Below are 20,943 nucleotides of genomic sequence, written 5' to 3'. Positions count from 1 at the left end.
GGCACGGTGATCCCCGATCACCAGCCCTACCTCACCACCATCGCCGAGGAGATCAACAATCGACCCCGCCGCCGACTGGGCTATCTCACGCCCACCGAGGCATTCGCTCGACTGCTCGCCGGCGAGCCCCATGTTGCTTCGACGCCTTGACATCGCCGAATGCGTCGAAGCCGTCTGCATACCTGGGCACGTACTCGGTGAAGTCGTCGGATCCGAAGGTCAGCGGGGCATTTGAGGTGGTCTCGAAGGTGTCCTCGGGTGATGACGGGAAGCCCGGTTCGAATGACGATGGCGATAGCGGTTCGGACAACGGCAACGGCGGCTCGGATAACGGCAGCGGTTCGGGCAACGGCAATGGTTCGGATAACGGCAGCGGTTCCGATGGTGGCAATGGTGGTTCCAGGCTGCCGCGGACCGGTGCTGAGTTGGGTGCGCTGGGTCTGGGTGCGGGACTGCTCGCCATCGGCGGTGTCTCGCTGATGCTCACCCGCCGTCGCCGCGGCTGAGCGGAACCCGGGAAAGCCGCGCTCCTGCGTCCGGATCGGGACTGACCCCGCAGGGGTCATCGCACGAACCGACCGCGCGGGGCAGCCCGACCGCGCGGGGCAGCCCGCCCGCGCGGGGCAGCCCGCCCGCCCCGCCGGCCGCTCCGGGCGGGTAGGCGGCGCGGTTGCGCGAAGGACCCCACCTTCCCCAGGGTGGGGTCCTTCGCGTGTGCGGCGATCATCGGCGGGGCGGCCGAGCCGACACCTCCCGCGCGAGCGGGAGCCCCGCCTGCGGGCTCAGCGCTCGGCGGTATCGGCTCCGGACGCGCCATCTGCCCCCGGTCTGGTGCCGGCCCCGGTGCCGGCCCCGCTCCCGCCATCGGCCGCGGCCGCCGCCCCATGACCGTGATGGCGGTGGTAGCCCAGCTCCTCCTCGGCCTCGCGGACCTCGACGTCCTCGAAGTCGAAGGACCGGATGGAGCGGCGGAAGCCGCGGGTGAGGAAGACCATGTAGACGAGGCCGATCGCGGCCCACACCACGCCGCCCACCAGCGCGTCGAGCTGCAGGTTCACCCACAGCAGGCCGGTGAGGGCCGCGCCCACCACGGGCAGGACGATGAACGAGACGACGTCCTTGGCGGTCTTGTAGCGCTTCTTGATGAAGACGAAGTACGCGATGACGGACAGGTTGACGAACGTGAAGGCGATGAGCGCGCCGAAGTTGATGAAGCTGGAGACGAGCTCCAGGCTCATCGACACCGCGGCCAGGGAGACGACGCCCACGAGGATGATGTTGAACAGCGGTGTGCGCAGGCGGGGGTGGACGTAGCCGAACGCGCGGCGGGGCAGCACGCCGTTGCGGCCCATGACGTAGAGCAGGCGCGCCACCGACGAGTGCGAGGCGAGGGCGGAGGCGAAGGTCGCCGCGAACGCGCCCGCCACGAAGACGAGCTGGAAGATCTTGCCGCCCACCATGAGGCCGATCTCCGGCAGCGGATCATCCGTGTTCGTGAAGACGTCGACGCTGGGGAAGAGGGCCTGGGCCATGTAGCCGCCCACGAAGAAGATGCCGCCGCCGATCATGATGGTCAGCAGGATCGCCTTGGGCATGTGCCGGGGGTCCTTGGCCTCCTCGGTGTACATCGTCACCGCGTCGAAGCCGATGAACGAGAAGCACACGACGGTGGCGCCCGTGAGCACGGTGGCGACCTCGGTGCCCGGCCGGAACAGGGGGTCCACCGTGAGGATCGTCCCGTCGCCCATGCCCTTGCTCAGCGCGATGAAGCCGAAGACCAGGAACGCGGCGATGAGCACGATTTCGAAGACGACGAGGATCGCGTTGAGGTTCGAGGTGCCCTTCATGGACCACGCGTTGATGCTGGTGCACACCGCCACGATGCCCAGCACCCACACCCAGGCGGGGACGGTGGGGAACAGCGAGGTCATGTAGATGCGGAGGATGAGGACGTTGACCATGGGCAGCAGCAGGTAGTCCAGCAGGGCGGACCAGCCCACCATGAAGCCCAGCGCGGGGTGCATCGTCTCGCGGGTGTACGTGTACGCCGAGCCCGCCGAGGGGAAGACCCGGACCATCTTGCCGTAGCTGATGCCAGTGAACAGCATGACGACGAGCGCCACGAGGTAGGCCAGCGGGACGACCCCGTTCGTCTCGTCCGAGACGATGCCGAACGTGTCGAAGACGACCGTGGGCGTCATATAGCCCAGGCCCAGGCCCACGATGGCCCACAGGCCCAGGCTGCGCTTCAGGGTGGTGTTGGCCATGTATCGAACTCCTTGTGGGGTGCGCCCGGGGGAGCGGGGCGCGGCGGGCACGCGGTGTGCGGTGTGCGGTGGGAGCCTCCGGCGGCTGGGGTGGTCCGGCGCCGAGGGGAGGGCCGGGTCGCGCTCGGTCGGGCCGGGCTGGCTATGTGTCGGGGAACACACTAAGGCAGATTGCGGTTTCCGTACAGCGAATGCGCTGATTCGACGGAAAAAGCGGACCACCGGCACATTATGGGGCCTTTTCGCGGTTGCTCACGAAACGAGACCGCGGGTCTCAGTGCACGCGCGGGCCTGCGGAGGTGAGTTCGGAGCCATGGGACAATGAGCCTGCCGCCCGGGCGGGCGGCCGACTGACAACGACCGGCGCGCCGCAACGGCGGGGCAGAGCGGAGGTGGAGATGACCGGGGCCAATCCCCGCGTGCTCCGTGCGCTCGGTGCCTCCGCCGTCGCCACCGGTGCGGCGCTGGCGCTGCACCACGCGGTGGGCGGGGCGGCCTCGCTGCTTGCGGCCCTCGTCTGCCTGCTCTTCACCTTCTGGGCTGCGCTCATCCTGCTGCGCCGCCGCCTCAGCCTGGCGGGCCTTGCCGTGACGGTCGTCGGCGCCCAGCTCCTCATGCACGGCCTCATGGGAGTCTTCGGCGCCGTGGCGCTGCCGGAGCTGACGGTCTCCGAGGAGCCCGGGGTGGAACACGCCGGAGCCGCACCTCATGCCCAGCACGCGCCGTCGTCGGCCCTGGAGCGCTCGTACGGCTCGCACTCGCACACCGCCCCGGCATCCGCTGGACCTGCGGCCGGTGGCACCGGGCGGTCTGCGGCAACGGCGGGCACGGGCGCCCAGGCCCCGCACGCGGCCGCGCACGCCCACGGGCCGGCTGCGCATGCCGATGGCGCCTCGGCGAACCTGCGCATGCTCCTCGCCCACGCCCTCGCGGCCGCCGTCACCGTGGTGCTCCTGCGCTACGGGGAGGCTGCCCTGCGGGCGCTTCCCGCCGCGCTGCTGCGCACCGTGGCGCGCATCGCCGTCCTCGTTCCCGTGCGCTTCGCGCGCCCGCGCATCCGGGTTCGCCCCGCCGATGCGCCCCGCCCTCTCCTTCCCGCCCTGACAGTCCCGCGGGTGCTGCGCGGCCCGCCTTCCGCCTGCGCCTGATTCCGCGGTTCCGATTCCGCGGGCCCCCCGCCCCGTTCTCCGGGAGCTGACACCCCCGCGACCCGCCAGTGGTGGATCGCCCCGGGGTCGTGACCTCCCGGTCCGGTTCGGGCACCCGTGCGCGGTGCTGCCGCTCGGCGCCGATGCGAGCGGGCCGCGGCTGCCGGCCGTCGAACGCCGGCTGCGGTCCTCGCCGCCTGCCGCCGCCTGAGCGGAGCGAGCGAAGCGGACGCAATGGTCCCGATCGGCGCTGCCGCGAGGGTCAGCCCCGCGGCTCGGCGCCCGTTCGGCCACGCCCGTGGACTCGCCGCTCTGCGGCCCGTCTGCCCCGCTCCGCGGTGCCCCTGGTGCAATGCGCGGCAGCGCACCCGGTGCGCGCTGCGCGGGGCACCGCGCCCGCGGCCGCCTGGCTCAGGGCACTCGGCGGATCAGGGCACTGGGCGGGTCAGAGCGCTCACCGCGGTTCGCCGGCGGACCCGACTCCGGGCAGCCGCGCAGCCCCTTGCGCCGGCCCCGGTCGGTGCGCGACCAGCGGCCGCCGAGGAGCGCCTCGGCGACCCCCACACAACAGACACCGGGCGCACGCGCGCCCCCACCCACGCACGCTCGCCGTGCTGACACGAAGGATCACCATGAAGAAGAACATTGCGATCGCCCTGACCGCCCCCGCCGCTGCGCTTGCCCTCGCCCTGGGGGCCGCCGGATGCGGCGGGCCCGGTGGCGCGGCGCAGAGCTCCGCGGCCCAGCCCCAGAGCGCACAGGATGCCCTGCACCTGGAGCGCGGCTGGGTGAAGGCGGCCGGCAAGGGCCAGATGACCGCGGTCTTCGGCACGCTGAGCAACGACTCCGCGTCCGCGATCACGGTCACCGGCGCCGCCACGGACGCCGCGGGCATGGTGCAGCTGCACGAGACGAGCACGGACTCCAGCGGCGGCACCACCATGCAGGAGAAGAAGGGCGGCTTCAAGGTCCCCGGGCAGGGGGTCTACGAGCTCAAGCCCGGCGGCGATCACATCATGCTCATGAAGCTCGGCAAGGCGCTCAAGCCCGGGGCGCAGATCGACCTCACGCTGCAGACCAGTGCGGGCGAGGCCAAGCTGACCGTGGGCGCCAAGGACTTCGCCGGGGCGCAGGAGGAGTACGGCGGGGCCAGCCCGTCGGACGCCTCGGGGGCGGCCACGCAGATGTCGGACATGCCGGGCATGAAGTCGGATGCCGGCCACGCCTCCGAGGGCGCCCACGAGGGGCACTCGCACGGATGAGCTGGCGCAGGCGGCGAGCGGATCCGGCCCGGGGCGCGCCGGGCGGGGGTGCCGGTGCGGCACCCGGTGCCGGCCCGGGCGCCCGGCCCACGAGCGGGCCCGTCGAGACGCATGCGGAGGGCTCCGCGGAGGGGCCGGGCGAACAGCCGGGCCCGCCGCCCCGCGGTGACTCTTCGCAGCCCGCACCCGCATGCCCCCACCGGGGCACGACGCGCCGGGGGGTGCTGGGCGGGGGCCTCGCGGGCTTCGGGCTGGGCGCCGGGGCCGCGCTGCTGGCCAGCAGTGCGGCCGGTGCCCGGCCCGGGGCGGGGAATGCCGCCGAGGCGCGGATCGATGCGCAGGGCGCCAACGGCTCCGAGCGCGTCCCGTTCTACGGGGGACACCAGGCCGGCGTGGAGACGCCCCCGCCGGCCCACGCGCAGTTCGTCGCGCTCACGCTACGCGACGGCGTCGACGCCGCCGGGGCAATCCGCCTGCTGCGCCTGCTCAGCGACGACGCGGCCGCGCTCACACAGGGCGAGGGGCCGCTTGCGGACACGGAGCCGGAGCTCGCGCTGCGCCCGGCGCGGCTGACCGTGACGTTCGGATTCGGGCGCGGGCTCGTCTCCCTGGCCGGCCGGCGCGCGGTCCCGCCCTGGCTGGGGCCGCTGCCGCACTACCCGATCGACCGGCTGGAGGCGCGGCTGTGCGCGGGCGACCTGCTGCTCCAGGTCTGCGCGGACGATGCGCAGGCCGTCTCCCACGCCGTGCGCATGCTGCTCAAGGACGCCCGCAGCTTCACCCGGATCGCGTGGACGCAGGCGGCCCAGCGGCGCGCCTACGGCTCCGACCCGGCGGGCACGACCCTGCGCAATCCCTTCGGGCAGGTGGACGGGACCGCCAACCCCGCCCCCGGCACGGAGGACTTCGCACGGCTCGTGTGGGGTGAGACCGCGGGCTCCGATGTCCCGGACAACACCGCCCGGGGCCTGCCGCCGCTGGGGCTGGCCGCGGGCAATCCTGCTTGGCTGCGCGGCGGGACCGCACTGGTCCTGCGCGACATCGCCATGAACATGGCGACGTGGGACCGTGCGGACCGGCCCGCCCGGGAGTTCTCCGTGGGCCGCACGCTGGACACCGGGGCACCCCTGACCGGGCGCACCGAGCGCGACGAACCGGACTTCGCCGCCACGGACGCCCGCGGGCTCACGGTCATCCCCGCCGCCTGCCACATGGCGCGCGCCCGGCTGGACGGCAAAGAGCAGGCCCCCGCCGAACAGCAGATCTACCGCCGGGTCTACGCCTACCAGGAGGTGGTGACCGGCGGCGTGCACGTGCCCCGCAGCACGGGGCCGGCCGCGCGCGAGGACGCCGCCGCCGAGGAGGCCGAGTTCGATCGCACGGGCCTCATGTTCGCCTCCTTCCAGGCCGACATCGAACGCCAGTTCCAGCCCATCCAGCACCGCCTGGCGCAGGTCGATCTGCTCAACGAGTGGACGACGCCCATCGGCTCCACGGTGTGGGCGATCCCTCCCGGCGCCCGGGGCCCGGGGGACTACGTGGGCAGTTCGCTGTTCGGGTGAGGCGCCGCCCCGCGCCCGAGGTGCGGGCGCGGGCGGGCTCGGTCCGCGCCTCGGCGGCGGAGGGCCAGGGTGGGCGTCCGGGGTGAGCGTCGAGCACGGTGGCCTGGCGCCCGAGCCGGGTGCTGGGGCTGGGAGTCCCGGGGTGGGCGGCGAGCCGGATGTGCGGCCAGGCGCCCGGGCTGGGAATCCCGGGCGCATTCGTCTCGAATGCCCGAGCGGGTCTGTCCGGTGCGGGGCGGCGTCGCTAGGCTGGCGGCAGCGGTCCGCGCCGGGGCGTCCGTGCGGGGCACGTGCCCGCGCAGCCCACCCGCGGCCGGACCACGGGCGCCGCGGCATAGCCGATGGCGCCCGGCTGCACACTGGCCCGCGGTGCGCGCGGGCACGTCGAGGGCGCTTGCCCGCGGCGAGTCGCGAGGACAGAGAAGGAGACGCGCAATGAGCGCTGGCTACCGCATTGAGAATCCGGCAACGGGCACGGTCGAGGAGACGTTCGACTTCATCGCCGACGACCAGCTCGAACAGACCCTCGACACCGCAGCGAAGGCCCAGGCCCAGTGGGCCGCCAAGCCCATCGAGGACCGCGCGAGCGTCGTGTCGAAGGTCGCGGCGCTCTTCGACGAGCGCAAGGACGAGCTCGCGAAGATCATCGCCCAGGAGATGGGCAAGCGCGTGAGCGAGGGCGTGGGCGAGGCCGAATACTGCGGCGAGATCTTCCAGTACTACGCGGACAACGGCCCGAAGTTCGCGGCCCCGCAGCCGTTGGAGGCGGACAACGGCAAGGCGATGCTCGAGCGCAGGCCCGTGGGCGTGCTGCTGGGCATCATGCCGTGGAACTTCCCCTACTACCAGGTGGCGCGGTTCGCCGCCCCCAACCTCATGCTGGGCAACGCCATCCTGCTCAAGCACGCGGAGATCTGCCCCAAGTCCGCGCTCGCCATCCAGCAGATCATGGACGACGCGGGTGTGCCCGCCGGCGTCTACACCAATGTCTTCGCCTCGCACGAGCAGGTGGAGGACATCATCGCGGACAATCGCATCCAGGGTGTCTCCCTGACCGGGTCGGAGCGCGCGGGCGCCGCCGTCAGCGCGATCGCCGGCAAGAACCTCAAGAAGGCGGTGCTGGAGCTGGGCGGCTCCGATCCCTACGTCATCCTCGACACGGACGACGTCAAGGCCGCCGCGAAGGACGCCTGGGAGACCCGGATGTACAACACGGGCCAGGCCTGCGACTCGAATAAGCGCCTCATCGTCATGGAGGACATCTACGACGAGTTCGTCGCGGCGCTCATCGAACAGGCGCAGCAGATGAAGCCCGGGCCCGTCGACTCCGATGACCCGACGGTCTACCAGCCGCTGTCGTCGAAGTCCGCCGCGGAGAACCTCGCCGCGCAGATCGACCAGGTCCGCGATGCCGGCGGCACGGTGCAGATCGGCGGCTCCATGACCGGCGACGGCGCGTACTTCGAGCCCACCGTCCTCACGGACATCCCGCGCGGCTCGGACGTGTACTACGAGGAGTTCTTCGGCCCCGTCGCCGTCGTCTACGCGGTGTCCTCGGACGAGGAGGCGCTTGAGGTCGCCAACGACTCGCAGTTCGGCCTGGGCGGCACGGTCTTCGCCACGGACGTCGAGCGCGCCAAGAAGGTGGGCCAGGGCTTCGAGGTGGGCATGGCCAAGGTCAACTCGTACTCCGCGGAGGGCGCCCAGCTGCCGTTCGGCGGGGTCAAGCACTCCGGCTACGGCCGCGAGCTGGGCCCCATCGGCATGGACGAGTTCGTCAACAAGCGCCTGTACTTCGTCGCCGACTGACGCCTGAGGCCCGCTGGCGCCGGCGGTCTCCCGGTCGGCAGGCCCGCGGTGCTGGCTGCCGTGACACGCCCGTCCGCCCCCGTCCTCATGGACGGGGGCGGACGGGCGTGCGCTCAGCTGAGCGGTCCCACAGGTGAGCGGGCCTTCAGTTGAGCGGGCAGCGCAGCGGCTCGCCGCGCAGCGCCCGGGCCATCTCCTCGGCCGCGAAACGCTGGAGGTTGTCCATGGCCCGCGTCGAATAGAACGCCGAGTGCGGGCTGAGCAGGGTGTGCGGGCTGCGGCGCAGCGGGCTGTCGGCCTCGAGCGGCTCGGACTCGAAGACGTCGAATGCGAGGCCGCCCAGCCGGCCCGCGGTGACAGCCTGAGCCGCCGCGGCCGTGTCGACTAGGCCGCCGCGACCGGTGTTGACGAGGATCGCGGAGTCCTTCATCGCGTCGAGGGCAGCGGTGTCGATGAGGTGGCGCGTCTCATCGCTGAGCGGCGCGTGGAGCGAGACGATGTCAGCGGTCGCCAGGAGGTCGGGCAGCGAGACGAGCTCGACCCCGGAGCCGGCCAGCGCCTCGGCATCCGCGTACGGGTCCGCGGCGATGATGCGCGCCCCGAACGCCTGCAGGCGGTGGGCGACGAGCAGGCCGATCTGCCCCACGCCCACGAGTCCCACCGTGACGTCGGAGAGCGCCGGAATGACCCCCACGTCCGCGGGTGCGCACCAGCCGTCATTGCCGTCCTTGAGCGCGCGGTTGTATTCGTCCAGGTGGCGCAGCGAGGCCAGGGCGAGCATGGCGGTGTGGTCCGCGACCGTGTCCGCCCCGTAGTCCGGGATGTTGCACACGCGGATGCCCAGGGTGGTCGCGGCGTCGATGTCGACGCAGTCGAAGCCGATGCCGTAGCGGATGACCACTGCGCCCGGGTTGAGGCGCCGCAGCGCCTCCTCGCCCACCTGCAGAGTGCCGATGAGCGCGACGTCCGCCCCCTCGAGCGCCTGGGGCACCTCCGCGTCCGTGAGGCCGGCGGGGGCTACGAGCTCCGCGTCGCACTCCCGGGCCGCGGCCTGTTCGTGGTGCAGGTCGGGGAACATGTGATCGGTGACGACGACGCGCTGCATGGCGACTCCTCTCGGCAATGCTCGGCACGCGCGCTCCGCTGCCGAGGTGCCCCGGGCAAGGGGTGCGCGCTCGCCTTCCACGCTAGTCCAGCCGCCGGTGGTTGGCGGGGTGTGTGCGTGTGAGTTCAACCGGGGGCGGTCCGCCGTTCACGCGGCGTTTCGGGGCGCCGGTTCCAGCGCTGGCGGTGAAATCGCGGGGGTTGTGCACTCCGAGTACGGTTGCGGCCCCTTGGCCTCGCCACGGCGTCGTAGGGTGGACGCATGTCGGAGCCGTTGGTGGTGGTGGGGGCCGTGATCGTCCATGCGGGACGCATCCTGGCATGCCGCCGCGGTCCCGCCCAATCGGCCGCCGGTCAGTGGGAATTCCCCGGTGGCAAGGTGGAACCCGGTGAAACACAGCAGCAGGCCCTGCGGCGTGAACTGCGCGAGGAGCTGGACATCGACGGTCGGGTGGGTGAGCTCGTGCACTCGGCGACGACGGACGTGGCGGGCAGGCCCATCGAGTTGCACTGCTGGTGGGTGCGGGTGCAGACGGAACCGCGCACCAGTACCGATCATGATGCAATGAGGTGGCTGGCACCGCACGAGCTTGCACGCGTGGCCTGGGCCGAGCCCGACCTGCCGGCGGTACGCGCGCTTGAGAGCGCGGCGGGCAACATCGAACAGTGGGAGTCCGTGTGGAACCGGTAGGCGCGCGAGCGGCGGCCATGGAGTGGTTGACCATGCGCACGGATGATGGGCAGATTCCGCTCTCCCGTGAGGAGATCGGTGACTTCTCGTTCCGCGGCGCACGGCTGCCGCTCGTTGACCGCATGCGCGGCATTTGGCGGCCGGCGGGCTGGGCAGCAACGCTCTCAGTGCTCACGAAGTACACGCCGCCAGACAAGAAACCCCCGTACAACGACGAAGTGGGGGAGGACGGGCTCATCCGGTACGCCTGGATGGGGGAGGACGGCAACCACGCAAACAACGTGGGCCTGCGCAACGCCATGGAAACGCGCTCACCGGTGATCTGGTTCGTGGGGGTCTCGGCGCAACCCGTGCCTCGCTACAACGTCGTGTGCCCCGTGTACGTGGTGGGCGAGGAATGGCACAACAAGCGTTTCATTCTTATGCCCGTCACCATGGACGATGCCCCGCCCGTCGAAATCGGATCCGCCATGGAACACGGTTTCCGGGAACTGGAGAAGCGCTACATCCGCCGCAGCGTCAAACAGCGCCTCCACCAGCCGCGTTTTCGCTCCGAGGTGTTGCTGGCATACGAGAATCACTGCGCCATTTGCAACCTGGCCCATTCGCCTCTGCTCGACGCCGCCCACATCGTGCCCGATCGTGACGAGGCCGGGGTTGCACAGGTGAGCAACGGCATGGCGATGTGCAAGATTCACCATGCCGCGTTCGACGGTTATTTCCTGGGGATCCGACCCGGACGTGCCGGGAGCAATGAACTGCGGGTGGAAATCCGCCAAGACCTGCTCGCCGAGGTCGATGGGCCGATGCTGCGGCACGGGCTCCAGGAGCTCCACGGCCGCGACCTCATGAAGATTCCGCGTCAGCGCGCCGCCCGGCCGGACCGCGCGCTGCTTGAACGCGCCTACGAATCGTTCCGCGCCGCCTCGGTGGATGATGCCGACCCGGGAATCCTCGGCACCGCGACCTCTCGCGACTAAGCAGCAGTGGAAACAAGAGACCCGAGCACGTAACGAGCACCCAACCCGCGTAGCCGAGCAGGCAGGAGCCGATGATGACCACGGAACCCACGGGACCCGCCGACGAGCACAATGCGTATGTCACCCGGCTGCACCGCCGTGGCACCACCGAGCCCGGAAGTGGCAGTGCAGCCCGTTCCGGCGGTTCGCGCCCCCTGGCGGGCATCCCCATCGCCGTCAAGGACGTCATCGACGTGGCCGGTGTGAGCGCCACGTTCGGCTCGCGCGTGCCCGTGCGCCCCGCGTCCGCCGAGCGCAGCGCACCGCTCGTCCGGGCGCTCGAGCGCGCCGGGGCCACCGTCATTGCCACGACGAACTGCCAGGAGTTCTCCTACGGCATCCTGGGCGACGAGTCCGCCCACGGCCGCAGCATCAACCCCATCGATCCGGCGCTTGTGACGGGCGGGTCGAGCATGGGCTCGGCCATCGCCGTGGCCACCGGTGACGTCCCGTTGAGCATCGGCACGGACACCGCGGGCTCCGTGCGCGTCCCCGCGGCCTGTGCGGGGGTCATCGGATTCAAGCCCACATTCGGCTCGCTGCCCGTCGAGGGCATCTTCCCGCTCGCGCCCACGTTCGACACCCCGGGGCTCTTCGCCCGCGACACCGAGGTGCTCGAGACCGCATTCGAGGCCGCCCGCACCGCCGCCGCGACTGAGGACACCTCGACCCGCGCCTCGGCGGGGGAGGATGCGGGCAGCGGGCCCACTACGATCGACCTGAGCCTGCTGGACGGCCCGCTTCGAGCGGAGACGCCGCACGGTGCAGCGGTGGCAACGCTGGTGGACGCCGCCGTGCGCGAGCTGCCGGAACTGAGCCCGGCACCGGGCACCGGTCTCGGCCTGGAGCAGCTCATCGGAAAACCCGCCGCCGCCGTCTACAGCGTGGTCCGGCGCTACGAGGCCTACCGCATCCACCGGCCCTACCTGGCCGAATACGCCCACCTCTACCAACCGGGCGTGCTGCGCAAGATCCGCGCGGGTGAGGGCATCGCCCCCGGCGAGTACGAACAGCACCTGCGGATGCTCGCCGACCTGCGCCGGCGGGCGCTGGCCCAGACACGGAACGCGCAGCTCATCCTCACCCCCGCCATCCGCGGTGACGTGCCCACCTGGGATGCGGTGACCCAGACGACCGCGGACGACTTCGTGGCCTATTCGATGCCCTTCAACGTGCTGGGCTGGCCCGCCATCGTCATTCCGACGCCCGTCATCGCGCCCTCCGGGGTGCCCGTGGCGCTCCAGCTGGTGGGCAAGCCCGGGGCGGACCTCCAGGTCCTCCGCACCGCCGGGCGGCTGCTCGCCGCGCTGCGCGCGGTCTGAACCGGCGGCCCGCGCCACTCGAGTGCCGCGCCCCCGACCCGGGGGTGCTGTGCCCGTCTGCCGGCGGCCCGCGCCGAACCGGACCGGCCCGCACCGCCCTTGCCCGGGCAGGCCCGCGCCCAACCCCTGCCGCCGTATCCGCCCCGCGTGTAAGAATCAGGCGTGCACACCGTCCTGCTGCTCGTCTGCCTGGCCGTCGCCGTGCTCGCCGGCACCGCGCTGAGCGAGCGCCTGCGGCTGCCCGCGCCCATGGTCCTCATCGTCATCGGCGCGCTCGGCTCGTTCCTCCCGTTCGTCCCGACGATCACACTCTCACCGGACGTCGTGCTCTACGGGCTGCTGCCGCCGCTGCTGTATTCGGCGGCCCTGCAGACCTCCATCGTCGACATCCGCGCGAACATCACCTCCGTCGCCTCGCTGTCGGTCGCGCTCATCGTCGTCACCACCGTGGCCGTGGGCGCCACGGTCCACGCGCTCGCCCCGGACATCCCGTGGTCCGTCGCCCTGGCCCTGGGGGCGGTGGTGGCGCCGCCCGATGCGGTCTCGGCCAGCGCCGTGGCCCGGCGCATCGGCCTGCCGCGCGAGATCGTCACCGTCCTCGAGGGCGAGTCCCTCCTCAACGACGCCACCGCGCTCGTGGCCCTGCGCGCCGCCGTCGCCGCGATCGCCGGCAGCGTCGCCGCGGGAGAGATCGCGCTCGAGTTCCTCATCGCCGCCGGTGGCGGAATCGTCGTGGGCCTCGTCCTCGCCACGCTCGTCATCCGAGTCCGGCCACTCATCCGCGATCCGCTCGTGGACATGGGCATCTCGCTCGTCGTGCCCTTCGCCGCCTATCTGGCCGCCGAGGCGCTCGAGGCCTCCGGCGTCATCGCCGTCGTCGTCGCCGGCCTGCTCATCGGCCACAAGGCACCCGTCGTGCAGACCACCGGCTCGCGCATCACCGAGCGCATCACCTGGGCGACCACCGCGTTCCTGCTCGAGCACGCGGTCTTCCTGCTCATCGGCCTGCAGGCCGCCAGCATCATCATGGGCAGCGAGGACGGCATGTCCCCGCTGGGCGTCCTCGGCATCTGCGCCGCCGTCCTGGCCGCCGTCATCGTCACCCGGCTCGTCTGGCTGTGCCTCACCCACGCCCTGCGCTACCTGCGCACCCCGCCCGCCGAGCGCCCCCCGTGGTCATCGGCGCTCGTCATCGGCTGGGCGGGCATGCGCGGCGTCGTGACGATCGCGGCCGTCTTCGTCATCCCCCAGGACGTCCCGCACCACGACGTGCTCGTCCTCGCCGCCCTCACCGTCGTCCTGGGCACGCTCTACATCCAGGGCCTCACCCTCCCGCTGCTCACGCGCCTCCTGCGGGTCAAGGCGGCAGATCCCGCCGCCGAGGCGCTGGCCCGGGCCACGCTCCTCCAGAAGGCGGGTGAGGCCGGGCTCGCCGAACTCGCCGACTGCGAGGACCAGGATCCCCACGGCGTGTGCGAGCTCATCCGCGAGCGCGTGGACGAGCGGTCGTTCGCCGCGTGGGAGCGGCTGTCGACCACGCCCGGCCAGGAGACCCCCAGTGAGGCCTATGCCCGGATCCGCCGCCGCATGATCGGAGCGGAGCGCGCCCGCGTGCTCGCGATCCGGCGGAAGGGCAAGTTCCCCTCCCACGTTGTACAGGAGGTCCTCACGACCCTCGACTATGAGGAGTCGATGCTCGAACCGGAGACGGAGGCGCGCGAGCCCATCGTCGCCACCGGCTCCGGGCAGGGCGGCTACTGCGACGACCTCGCCGCGTTCGCCTCGCGGACCCCGCCGGAGGGCGCGAGCTGCAAGCGCTGCGACGAGGAGGGAATCCACCCCGTAGCGCTGCGCATGTGCCTGGAATGCGGCGAGGTGGGCTGCTGCGACAGCTCCCCACGCCGCCACGCCACGGCCCACTTCCACCACACCGGCCACCCCGTCATGCAGTCCGCCGAACCCGGTGAGACCTGGCGCTGGTGCTATGTTCACCGCCTCGCCGCGTAGCGACACACCGCGTAGCCGCCCGACGCGGAGCCGTCCCCAGTGCCGGAGCCGTCCCCAGTGCCGGAGCCGCCCCCCCGTTGCCCTGCCGATGCCCACCCGAAAAAGAGGAATGCCATGACCGACGCCTCGGTGGCCCCCGCCCTCAACCCGGACCTGCCCGCAATCATCTGCGTCTCCACCGCCAACGCCGATGTGCTGCGCACCCAGCTGGGCCGCTACGCCGCCGAATACACCGTGCGCGTCGAGGCGGGCCCGGAGGCTGCCGGCCGGTGCGCGCAGGCGCTCACGGACGCCGGCGCGCCGATCGCCCTCGTCATCATCGACACGGACCTGGCCCCCGCGGACTTCAAGGAGGCGCTCCACGGCTTCCGCACGCGGGTGCCGAACGCCCGCCGCCTGGCGGTCACCGCCTGGGGACACTACCTGGAACACGCCCCGCTCCTGCGCCACAAGGTGGCGATGGGCGTCTTCGACACGCACCTGCTGCTGCCGCGCGGCACCCGCGATGAGGAATTCCACTCCGTCGTCGTCGACCTGCTCAACGACTGGGCCGCCACCACCGCGCCCGCCCAGGTGGAGACCGTCCAGATCGTTGCCCCGGCGGGAGATGCGACGGCCCGCCAGCTCAGCGAGTACCTGTTCCGCACGGGCTCCCCCCACGGCGTCCACAGCCCCGACTCCGAGGTGGGCCGCGCTCTGCTCGCCGACTACGCCGGTGCACGGGACCAGTGGCCCCTCGTGTCCGCCATGGGCCGGCCACTGGGCCCCTGCCCGGACGTCCAGGCGATGGCGCGCGAGATCTACGGCCGGCCGAACCCCGCCGACCTCGCCGCGCTGTCCGATGTCCTGGACGCCATCGTCGTGGGCGCCGGCCCCGCCGGGCTCGCGGCCAGCGTCTACGCCTCCAGCGAGGGGCTGAGCACGGTCGCGCTCGAGGCCGAGGCGATCGGCGGGCAGGCCGGGACCAGCTCGATGATCCGCAACTACCTGGGCTTCCCGCACGGCATCTCCGGCATGCGGCTGGCATTCCGCGCCCGCACGCAGGCCACCCGCTTCGGCACCCGGTTCTTCAGCGGCTGGAGCGTGACGGGCGTGGTGCCCGGGCGCGGGGACGAGCCGCACGAGGTTGTCACCGAGGGCGGTTCCCTCCGCGCGCGCAGCGTCATCGTGGCAACGGGGGTTGCCTACCGCAGGCTGGGCGTCGACGCGCTCGAGGCGCTGGTGGGCCGGGGCGTGAACTACGGTGCCGCGATGGGCCAGGCGCGGGAGATGAGCGGCCGCGACGTCGTGGTGGTGGGCGGGGGCAACAGCGCCGGCCAGGCCGCCGTGCACCTGTCGCGCTTCGCTCGCTCCGTCACGATCGTCATCCGCCGCCCCGCCCTCAGCGAGACGATGTCGGCCTACCTCATCGCGGAGATCGAGGCGAACCCCCGCATCACGGTGCGCGGGTCCACCCGCGTGGCCGATGGCGGGGCCGAGGAGGGCGAGCTGGCCTGGCTGGCGCTCGAGGACACCGCCTCGGGCCAGCGCGAGCGGATCTCCGCGCAGGGGCTCTTCCTGCTGCTGGGGGCCGAGCCGCACTGCGAGTGGCTGCCCGCGGCCGTCGCACGCGACGGGCGCGGCTTCGTGCTCACCGGCCGCGATGTGCCGCCCGAGCACTGGTCGGTGGGCCTGCCGCCCGCGGACCTCGAGACCTCGGTGCCGGGCATCTACGCGGCGGGCGATGCGCGGGCCGGGTCGATGAAGCGCGTGGCATCGGCCACGGGCGAGGGCGCCGCGGTCGTCTCGCTGGTCCACGAGCGGATCGCGCGCCTCGTCCCCGCGGCCCAGGCGCGCTGAGCCCACGCACCCGGCGGGCGAGCTCCGCGGCCGGTGGGCGGTGCGCGGCGTCTGCGAACTGCGCGGGGTGCCCGCGCCGCGGGCTCAGTGGCGGGCCCGGGCGGGCGCCTCACGCAGGCCGGCCGGACGCTCGCGGGGCACGGCGAGCGCGGCGATCGCGGTGGTGAGGGGAACGGCGAGCACGAGCCCGATGAGGCACACGAGGATGTTCGCGATCTCCACGGACTGCTGGCCGAGCATGAGCTGCTGGAGGACGGGCCTGCCGGACGCGGAGACGAGGAGCAGCGTCGCCAGCGCGCCGCCGGCCAGCACGAACGCCACCGTGTAGACGCTCGAGGCGATGTGGTCGCGGCCGATGCGCATGGCGGCGGCGAACAGCTCGCGGCGCTCGGCTCGCGGCTGGGCCGCCGCGAGCTCCCACAGCGCGGCGACCTGGGTGATCGTCACATCGTTGAGCACGCCGATGCCCGCGATGAGCATGGAGCACACGACGACGTCGCCGCTGGAGAGGTGGTGGAAGGCGGCCAGGACGTACGAGTCGTCTTCGAAGCGGCCGCTCAGGTGCGCGCGCTCGGTGATGACGAACGCGAGCGCCCCCGTGATCGCCACGCCCGCCGCGGTGCCCAGCAGGGCGGCCGTGGTGCGCAGCGTGAAGCCGTGGGCGGCGTACATGACGACGACCATGATCGCGGCGGCGGCCGTGAGCCCCACGAGCAGGGCGGGGCGCCCGCTCAGCATGGCCGGGAGCATGAAGCCGAAGATGACGGCGAATGCGAACGCCAGGCCCACGAGGGCGCGCAGCCCGCGCAGGAACGCCACCCCCACCACCGCCAGCGCGCACAGCGCCGCGAGCAGGCCCATGGGCAGGGCCCGGTCGTAGTCGACGAAGACCGCCGTGCCAGCGTCCTTGCCCGCGGTGACCTTCACACGATCGCCCACGTGGGGCAGGTCCGCGATCGCCTGCGAGGGCAGGGCGAGGCGCACCGATTCGCCGTCGACGCGCGCGCGGGCGAGCGCGCAGCCCTCGCCGGCGTCGTCCGCGCACGCCGCTGCGTCCACAGCCGTGACCACCCCGGTCGAGAGCGCCCCCTGCGCCTGACCGCCCTGGGCCCGGGCGCCATCCCCGCCGGGCCACAGGGCGATGAGGCCGGTCAGGGCGGCGGCGGCCAGGAGTCCCACGAGGGCGAGCATGACGATGCGCGCCGTGGGCGAGGCCGGTGCTGGGGCCGCGGATTCCGAGTGCACGTGCATGCGGGGAATGCTACCGAGGCGCGCGGTGGGACTGGGCTCGCGCGGGTCGGCGCGCCCTCACCGGCCCGTTGACTACTCCGCCAGTCCGGCCAGCCTGCCGCCCAGCCGCGCGAGCAGCGAGGTGCGCTGGGCGCCGCGGCGCTCCTCCCACGCATCGGCGACCCCGAACAGGCGGTACATCCCGTGCACGCCGGCCCAGCGGATGGGCTCCGGCTCCCACGCGCCGGAGTCGTGGTCGTTCCACGGCAGCCGCGTCAGCGGCGTGTCGAGGCCCTCCGCTCGGTCGAGCAGCGTGCGCGCGGCGAGGTTCGTGGCCGTCACCCCGTGCCCGGCGTAGCCGCGCACGGTGCCCACCCGGGCGCGGTCGTCGAAGAACACGCCCGCGCACCAGTCGCGGGTCACGCCGATCACGCCCCGCCACGCATGGGCTACGGGCACGCGGCCGTCCGGGAAGACCTGCGGGAACAGCCCGGCGAGCTGGCGGGCCAGCTGCGCGACCGTGCAGCGGTCCACCTCGCCGGCGCCGGGCGTGCCCGAGTTGAACCGGTAGGGCGAACCCCGCCCGCCGATCGCGATCCGACCGTCCGCCGTGCGCTGGGCGTAGACGAACGTGTGCGCGGCATCGCCCAGGCACGCGCGCCCGTCCCAGCCGATGCGCTGCCAGTCCGCGTCGCTCAGCGGTTCGGTGACGATCATCGAGGAATTCACAGGGATCACCTGCCGGGGACCGAGCGCCGGCAGTCCGCTGCGCAGGCTCCCGGAGTAGGCCTCGAGGCACACGAGCACCGTGGCCCCGGAGACGGCGCCGCGCTCGGTGACGACGGTCGCCGGCCCGGTTCCTGCCGCGGCCTGGACGGCACCCGCCCGCGCCCCCTCGCAGATGCGCGCCCCGCGGGCGCGCAGCGCCCCGGCCAGGCCCTGGCACAGAAGCGCCGGATCGACCGCGGCGGTCTGCGGGTAGAGCACCCCGCCGTGAGCGTGCGCCACCTCGATGCGCGCCGTGACCTCGTCCGGACTCTGCAGCACGGCCTGGTCCTCGCCGTAGCCGTACTCGATGTCCGCCGCGCGGCGCGCGCGCAGCCGCTCCATGCCGGCGGCGGTCTGGGCGACCTCGAGGTTGCCGCCGCGCACCTGGTGGGCGTCGATGCCCTCGGCGGCGAGGACCTCGAGCACCTCGTCGATCGTCGCGAACAGCTCGCCCTGGAACGCGCGGACGGCCGCGAGGCCGTTGCCGCCTGCGCGGTCGACGGCGCGCGCATAGACCGCGCGGTTGCCCGGGATGAGGCCGGAGAGCCAGCCGCCGTTGCGCCCGCTGGCCCCGTAGCCCACGCGCTCGGCCTCGAGGACGGTGATGGCCCACTCCGGATGGCGCCGGCTGGCGTAGTACGCGGCCCACAGCCCGGTCAGGCCCCCGCCCACGATGACGAGGTCCTGGGCGGCGGTCGGCAAGGGCGCGGGCGCCGCCCGCGGTGGCGGGGATGCGGCGGCATCCGCGTGCATCCAGTGTGAGATCTCTCCGTTGCGGTAGTCCATGGCACTCCCCATAACGTGCGGCTCCGTTGTCGCTGGCGTGTCGCGTGCGCGGTCCCGGCACCGCGGTCGGCGCGGCAGGTGCTGCCGGCGCGGCCGACCCGGCACGTGCTGCCGATGCGGCCGGCGCGACGCGGGCACGCGCCCAGTCTGGCACCCGGCGCCGGTTCCGGCCGGCCCGCCCGGTGAGCGGACTGCCCGTGGCCAGTCTCCGCGCACCTCGGGCACCGTGGCTTACGGTTGCCTAAGTCGCAGCCCCCGTGCCGCCCACCAGCGGCGGCGCACACGCGAGCCCCGGCCCCACCGCCGGAGCGCCGAAAGGGAGAGGACAATGGCCAACTGGCAGCGCGGGGTCCTCCGCGCCATGGGCGCGACCGCCTACCCCGCCACCGTCGTCGGCACCGAGGACTTCGAGCCCTGGTACCGCCGCATCCGGTTCGCGGGCCCCGAGTTCCTGGGCGCCGCGGACGTCCAGCCCACCACGTGGATGCGGCTGTGGGTGCCCAACGAGGCCCGCCAGGACATGAGCCAGCGCGGCTACACCTTCATCGGGGCCGACCCCGCGGCGGGCACCTTCGACATCGACTTCGTCCTCCATGAGACCCCCGGGCCCGCCGGGGACTTCGCCAAGCGGGCCCGCCCGGGCGATCCCGTGGAGGCGATGCCCTCGAAGAACGGGCTGAAGGCGCCCGCGGACGTGGGCCGCTTCATCCTCGTGGGCGACTCCACCGCCCTGCCCGCGATCATGACGATCGTCGAGCACGCCGCGGCCCACCGCCCGGACGCCGCCATCACCGTGCTCATCGAGGACGAGCACCCCGAGCCCTCGGGCATCCCTCTGCCCGCCCACCCGAACATGGCCTGGCGCTGGCTGCGCCTCGACGGCGCCGAGCGCGGCACGCTCGCCGCCGCCGCGCTGCGCGAGCTCAACGTCAGCCGGGACCGTGCCTTTGCCTGGGCTGCGGGTGAGCGGCGCCTCGTGCGGGCCGCGAAGACCGTGTTCAAGGACGTCTACCGCCTCGACCGGACCCGCCAGCACGCCCAGAACTACTGGATCGAAGGGGTGGCCGGCCGCTGATCGCACCCGCCCCCGACGCCCCCGGTGCGTCGGACGCACCCGTCCCGCCCGCCACCGGCGGCGCGCTCCTGCGCCGCGCGGTCACCCGCCGCCGGGCGCCCGTGCTCGGCGGCATGGCGCTCATGTCGCTGTGGCAGCTGTGCGAGGCCGCCGTGCCGATCGCGGTGGGCATCATCGTCGACCGCGCCATCATCCCGCGCAGCCTGCCGGCCCTCATCGTGCTGCTGTTCGCATTCGCGGCCCTCTTCACCGTCCTGAGCCTCAGCTACCGGTTTGGCGCCCGCCTGCTCAACGCCTGCGTCCACCGCGAGTCCCACGCCCTGCGCGTCGAGATCGCCCGGCGCGCCCTCACCTCGCCCGAGGCGCTGGGCGGCCGCGCACCCGGCGCCGTCATCGCCCTGTCGACCTCCGATGCCGAACGCGCCAGTCTCATCTTCCGCCAGCTGGCGCTGGGCGGCGGCGCCGTCGCGGGGATCATCGGCACGGCCGCATGGCTGCTGAGCACCGATGTGCTCGTGGGCCTCCTCGTGCTCATCGGGGTCCCGCTCACCCTGCTCCTCGTCGCCGCTCCGGCGCGGCGGATCTCCCAGCACAGCCACGCCCAGCAGGAGGCGATCGGCGAGGCGTCCGCCTCCGCCGGGGATCACATGACCGGCCTGCGCATCCTCGCCGCGATCGGCGGCGGACCCTGGGCCCAGCGCCGCTACCGCGCCGCCTCCGAGCGGGCCGCCCGGGCCGGCGCCACCACCGCCGACGCCGAGGGGCGGGTCGCCGGCCTCGGCACCGGCGCCGTGACGCTGCTCCTGGCCGTCATCGTGCTCGCCGCCGGCTGGCGCGCCGTCGATGGGATCCTGGCCCCGGGTCAGCTCGTGGCGATCGTGGGAGCCGCGGCCTATCTGGCCGGCCCGATGGCCACCCTGACGAACGCGCTCGCGAGCTTCGCCCGCGCCTCGGGCGCCGCCGCGCGCATCGCCGAGTTCCTGGCCGTGGGCGAACCGGGTGCCGGGGCCCCCGTCGCGGGGCAGCCGGCCGCGCGGCCGGCGGCGCTTGCCGG

16 protein-coding genes and 1 pseudogene are annotated in these 20,943 nt (G+C 73.2%); 13 read left to right on the top strand and 4 right to left on the bottom strand.

Features of this window, described 5'->3' with window-relative positions; translation table 11 throughout:
• A pseudogene (locus GSY69_RS15460) lies at positions 1-150 on the top strand (IS30 family transposase); the annotation flags it as partial.
• A complete protein-coding gene (locus tag GSY69_RS10865; protein WP_160953871.1) occupies positions 147-506 on the top strand; it encodes an LPXTG cell wall anchor domain-containing protein in 360 nt (119 codons plus the stop codon). The pseudogene GSY69_RS15460 and the gene GSY69_RS10865, both read left to right, overlap by 4 nt.
• A gap of 276 nt (positions 507-782) precedes the next feature.
• Here the strand turns inward: GSY69_RS10865 and GSY69_RS10860 are convergent, their stop codons facing one another.
• A complete protein-coding gene (locus tag GSY69_RS10860) occupies positions 783-2,267 on the bottom strand; it encodes an APC family permease (protein WP_160953870.1) in 1,485 nt (494 codons plus the stop codon).
• 419 nt (positions 2,268-2,686) lie between these two features.
• Here GSY69_RS10860 and GSY69_RS10855 point away from each other — a divergent pair, with 419 nt between their 5' ends.
• The 4 genes from GSY69_RS10855 (at position 2,687) to GSY69_RS10840 (ending at position 8,048) form a co-directional block, all read left to right on the top strand.
• A complete protein-coding gene (locus GSY69_RS10855) occupies positions 2,687-3,415 on the top strand; it encodes a hypothetical protein (protein ID WP_160953869.1) in 729 nt (242 codons plus the stop codon).
• A gap of 632 nt (positions 3,416-4,047) precedes the next feature.
• Positions 4,048-4,677 (top strand): copper chaperone PCu(A)C, encoded by a 630-nt coding sequence (locus GSY69_RS10850; RefSeq protein WP_160953868.1) that lies wholly within the window; start codon positions 4,048-4,050, stop codon positions 4,675-4,677.
• A gap of 221 nt (positions 4,678-4,898) precedes the next feature.
• Positions 4,899-6,239 (top strand): Dyp-type peroxidase, encoded by a 1,341-nt coding sequence (locus tag GSY69_RS10845; RefSeq protein WP_160953867.1) that lies wholly within the window; start codon positions 4,899-4,901, stop codon positions 6,237-6,239.
• A gap of 435 nt (positions 6,240-6,674) precedes the next feature.
• A complete protein-coding gene (locus tag GSY69_RS10840; RefSeq protein ID WP_160953866.1) occupies positions 6,675-8,048 on the top strand; it encodes an NAD-dependent succinate-semialdehyde dehydrogenase in 1,374 nt (457 codons plus the stop codon).
• A 145-nt stretch (positions 8,049-8,193) separates the two neighbouring features.
• On the opposite strand, the gene GSY69_RS10835 is transcribed toward GSY69_RS10840, so the two are convergent.
• On the bottom strand, positions 8,194-9,153 hold the full coding sequence (locus GSY69_RS10835; protein ID WP_160953865.1) for a C-terminal binding protein: 960 nt from the start codon (positions 9,151-9,153) through the stop codon (positions 8,194-8,196).
• A gap of 261 nt (positions 9,154-9,414) precedes the next feature.
• Here GSY69_RS10835 and GSY69_RS10830 point away from each other — a divergent pair, with 261 nt between their 5' ends.
• From GSY69_RS10830 to GSY69_RS10810, 5 genes are all read left to right on the top strand, one after another.
• Positions 9,415-9,843: a (deoxy)nucleoside triphosphate pyrophosphohydrolase gene (locus GSY69_RS10830; RefSeq protein ID WP_160953864.1), complete on the top strand. Its 429-nt coding sequence runs from the start codon at positions 9,415-9,417 to the stop codon at positions 9,841-9,843.
• A 32-nt stretch (positions 9,844-9,875) separates the two neighbouring features.
• Positions 9,876-10,823 (top strand): HNH endonuclease, encoded by a 948-nt coding sequence (locus tag GSY69_RS10825; RefSeq protein WP_235936492.1) that lies wholly within the window; start codon positions 9,876-9,878, stop codon positions 10,821-10,823.
• A gap of 74 nt (positions 10,824-10,897) precedes the next feature.
• Complete coding sequence (locus tag GSY69_RS10820; protein ID WP_160953862.1) at positions 10,898-12,184, top strand: amidase; 1,287 nt, start codon at positions 10,898-10,900, stop codon at positions 12,182-12,184.
• A gap of 162 nt (positions 12,185-12,346) precedes the next feature.
• Positions 12,347-14,191 (top strand): Na+/H+ antiporter, encoded by a 1,845-nt coding sequence (locus GSY69_RS10815; RefSeq protein ID WP_160953861.1) that lies wholly within the window; start codon positions 12,347-12,349, stop codon positions 14,189-14,191.
• Between the two features lie 114 nt (positions 14,192-14,305).
• Positions 14,306-16,030 (top strand): FAD-dependent oxidoreductase, encoded by a 1,725-nt coding sequence (locus GSY69_RS10810; RefSeq protein WP_160953860.1) that lies wholly within the window; start codon positions 14,306-14,308, stop codon positions 16,028-16,030.
• Between the two features lie 84 nt (positions 16,031-16,114).
• Here the strand turns inward: GSY69_RS10810 and GSY69_RS10805 are convergent, their stop codons facing one another.
• Positions 16,115-17,281, bottom strand: a complete 1,167-nt coding sequence (locus GSY69_RS10805) for a YibE/F family protein (RefSeq protein WP_160953859.1) — start codon at positions 17,279-17,281, stop codon at positions 16,115-16,117.
• A 72-nt stretch (positions 17,282-17,353) separates the two neighbouring features.
• Positions 17,354-18,814: an NAD(P)/FAD-dependent oxidoreductase gene (locus GSY69_RS10800; protein WP_160953858.1), complete on the bottom strand. Its 1,461-nt coding sequence runs from the start codon at positions 18,812-18,814 to the stop codon at positions 17,354-17,356.
• Positions 18,815-19,142: 328 nt separating this feature from the next.
• Here GSY69_RS10800 and GSY69_RS10795 point away from each other — a divergent pair, with 328 nt between their 5' ends.
• Together GSY69_RS10795 and GSY69_RS10790 are read left to right on the top strand one after the other, a co-directional pair.
• On the top strand, positions 19,143-19,889 hold the full coding sequence (locus tag GSY69_RS10795) for a siderophore-interacting protein (protein WP_160953857.1): 747 nt from the start codon (positions 19,143-19,145) through the stop codon (positions 19,887-19,889).
• A 122-nt stretch (positions 19,890-20,011) separates the two neighbouring features.
• Positions 20,012-20,943: ABC transporter ATP-binding protein (locus tag GSY69_RS10790; protein ID WP_160953856.1), on the top strand; the 932-nt coding region annotated here is incomplete at its 3' end.

Origin of the sequence: Brevibacterium rongguiense, from assembly GCF_009857845.1 — a bacterium.
Taxonomy (GTDB): Bacteria; Actinomycetota; Actinomycetes; order Actinomycetales; family Brevibacteriaceae; genus Brevibacterium; species Brevibacterium rongguiense.
This window is presented reverse-complemented; position numbering and strand designations above follow the sequence as displayed.

Excerpts from the sequence above, each read along its gene's own strand:
- GSY69_RS10830 (WP_160953864.1), top strand. The coding sequence starts at position 9,415 with ATGTCGGAGCCGTTGGTGGTGGTGGGGGCCGTGATCGTCCATGCGGGA.
- GSY69_RS10805 (WP_160953859.1), bottom strand. The coding sequence starts at position 17,281 with ATGCACGTGCACTCGGAATCCGCGGCCCCAGCACCGGCCTCGCCCACG.
- GSY69_RS10850 (WP_160953868.1), top strand. The coding sequence starts at position 4,048 with ATGAAGAAGAACATTGCGATCGCCCTGACCGCCCCCGCCGCTGCGCTT.
- GSY69_RS10825 (WP_235936492.1), top strand. The coding sequence starts at position 9,876 with ATGCGCACGGATGATGGGCAGATTCCGCTCTCCCGTGAGGAGATCGGT.
- GSY69_RS10840 (WP_160953866.1), top strand. The coding sequence starts at position 6,675 with ATGAGCGCTGGCTACCGCATTGAGAATCCGGCAACGGGCACGGTCGAG.
- GSY69_RS10795 (WP_160953857.1), top strand. The coding sequence starts at position 19,143 with ATGGCCAACTGGCAGCGCGGGGTCCTCCGCGCCATGGGCGCGACCGCC.
- GSY69_RS10835 (WP_160953865.1), bottom strand. The coding sequence starts at position 9,153 with ATGCAGCGCGTCGTCGTCACCGATCACATGTTCCCCGACCTGCACCAC.
- GSY69_RS10810 (WP_160953860.1), top strand. The coding sequence starts at position 14,306 with ATGACCGACGCCTCGGTGGCCCCCGCCCTCAACCCGGACCTGCCCGCA.
- GSY69_RS10820 (WP_160953862.1), top strand. The coding sequence starts at position 10,898 with ATGACCACGGAACCCACGGGACCCGCCGACGAGCACAATGCGTATGTC.
- GSY69_RS10800 (WP_160953858.1), bottom strand. The coding sequence starts at position 18,814 with ATGGACTACCGCAACGGAGAGATCTCACACTGGATGCACGCGGATGCC.
- GSY69_RS10860 (WP_160953870.1), bottom strand. The coding sequence starts at position 2,267 with ATGGCCAACACCACCCTGAAGCGCAGCCTGGGCCTGTGGGCCATCGTG.